This is a genomic window from Gudongella ferriphila (assembly GCF_046224405.1).
GTDB lineage: Bacteria > Bacillota > Clostridia > Tissierellales > Tissierellaceae > Gudongella.
In genome coordinates, this window is the sequence record NZ_JBJXRK010000059.1 from 1 (window position 1) to 2,172 (window position 2,172).

A 2,172-nucleotide genomic window follows, 5' to 3' on the forward strand; every position below is an offset into this window, starting at 1 on the left:
TGTCAACGCCGGATTTAAAATGATGGAATCGCCGGGTAGAAATTGACCCAAATGCCGGCTACTCATTCGCCGGAATATCCGCCGGTGGTACTGACATTAGACCTGATTTTTGTCTTTGGCGAATTCTGTAAGAGTCACCACGGATATTTATCACATGTGCATGATGCAACAGTCGATCAAGGATAGCCGTTGCAATAACTGTATCACTCATCAGTTCTCCCCATTCGCTAAAGTACTTGTTGCTGGTAAGGACAATGCTGCCTCTTTCATAGCGTGAGCAAATCAAGCGAAATAGAAGCTCTGCTGAGTGTCTGTCTAATTGCATGTAGCCCACTTCATCTACTATTAGCAAATCTGGTTTCAGATAGACTTTCCATCTGCGCTCCAGTTTGCCTTGTTGTTCTGCCTTCTTAAGGTCTGCTATCAGTTGTGCTGTTGTTATGTAGTAGGAGGTCATTCCGCTCCTTAGAGCTTGCATCCCAAGCCCTACTGCCAGATGGGTTTTACCTACTCCTGGTGGTCCAAGAAACACTACATTTTCTGCTCTTTTTACAAATGCCAATGTAGATAATTCCTTTATTTGTCGGCTGTCTATACTTGGCTGAAAACTATAGTCAAACTCCTCCAAAGTCTTTCTGTGAGGAAGCTTTGAAAGTTTTGTTCTGGTTTCTTCGCTTCTTCTTTTTCTATCTGTGATTTCTTCATTTAGAAGATCTGAAAGGAAGGTCAGATAAGTGAATTCCTTTTTTGCAGCTTCTTCCAGTTTGGCTTCAAGAATCTGGCTTCCAACCTTGAGGCCAAGCAGTTCCAAAGACTCATGGGCTTTCTCAATTTCAACCATTGGCACTCACCCCCATAACTTCATCGTAGAATGCCAAGGGCCTCTTATCTACAATCAATGTATCTGATTTAATCCCATAAGCCATGGGGAATGCTACCCCCTCTTTTTCAGCAAGTCCTTGATACTGACCTCTTAAGAAGACTATTTTACCTGATGTGTACTCTATCTTACGGCACAATATCCTGACTTCTCCGTCATAGACTTCAAAATTGCCTCTGATTGCTCTTACTCTTACTTCTCGGTTGCTGTATTGCCAATCTACTCCATATCTTACGCCATCATAGCTTACAAACCCATCTCGGGTGACTTTGCGGGTCTCCCACCTATAACTATCTCTTGTGGATGCCTCGGGCAAGGGTAGGAGTGGCTCTTTTGCAAGTGATTTTAACGGTATTTCTCCAGTTGTTCCGTGAATTTTACTGTCGGCTTTCTTGCACCATTCTATTGCTTGATTGTTTAAATCCTCAAGATCTGTAAATTTTCTGCCGGGCAGAAAATTGTCTTTTACATAGTGAACCAGTCTTTCCACCTTGCCTTTTGTCTGTGGTCTTCTTACTCTGCAAAGCTTTGGAACAAAGCCCATGTCTGCAGCGAATTCTGAAAACCTTGTATGAAAGATAGCTTTTCCTGATTCGACTCTTATTACAACGGTCTTCATATGATCTGTCAGAACTGTTTCTGGGATGCCGCCGAAATACTCAAATGCATTTAGCATGCATCTCACAAGACTGTAGTAGTCGCATCTCTTGGTGAATTCTACATATTTTGCTCTTGAATTACCCATAATCATTATGAAGGCAGGAGTTTTATGACTCTTTCCTTCGCCGTCTACATAGTGTACAATTCCCCAGTCCATCTGAGCCTGTTTTCCAGGAGGCGTCTCATATCTTTCCACTGCCTTGCGAGTTTTCAAAGGTCGAAAAGGCTTTATGTAATCTTTGATGATGGTTATTCCACCGTCATATCCTTTTTCTTGAAGCCTATCAAAGATTACTGAGCAATTTAGTATTCCTTGTTTCATGTAATCATCAATATCTTTCTTGAAGGGATCAAGCTTTGAACCCTTAGTTTTTCCTGACAATCCATGCTTCAGAGTTTTTCCACGGTTATTAATGTATTTCTTTGCTGTGTTTTCTGATATGCCCAACTCCTTAGAGATGGCATAAGGGCTCTTGCCCTGGTCTGATTTTTCGCGTATCATAGTAATTAGCCCACTCCTTATCATTTAGTACCTCCATAAAAGTATTCGCCATACTTCTATGGTATTCATTTGGTAGGTGTGGGTCAATTTTTAACCGGCTTTTTGCTTCAATTATATCCCGGCGATGACA

At 41.7% G+C, this 2,172-nt stretch carries 2 protein-coding genes; both read right to left on the bottom strand.

What is annotated here, in order from left to right:
• Window positions 1-58: 58 nt before the first annotated feature.
• On the bottom strand, window positions 59-841 hold the full coding sequence (istB, locus tag ACKVDP_RS13700; RefSeq protein ID WP_409229464.1) for an IS21-like element helper ATPase IstB: 783 nt from the start codon (window positions 839-841) through the stop codon (window positions 59-61).
• The gene (gene istA / locus ACKVDP_RS13705) at window positions 834-2,066 is read right to left on the bottom strand and encodes an IS21 family transposase (RefSeq protein ID WP_409229465.1); all 1,233 of its coding nucleotides are present in this window, start codon (window positions 2,064-2,066) and stop codon (window positions 834-836) included. The genes istB and istA overlap by 8 nt, the downstream gene beginning before the upstream one ends.
• Window positions 2,067-2,172 lie beyond the last annotated feature (106 nt).

Coding starts and splice junctions, on each gene's coding strand:
- istB (WP_409229464.1), bottom strand. CDS start 841: ATGGTTGAAATTGAGAAAGCCCATGAGTCTTTGGAACTGCTTGGCCTC.
- istA (WP_409229465.1), bottom strand. CDS start 2,066: ATGATAAGGAGTGGGCTAATTACTATGATACGCGAAAAATCAGACCAG.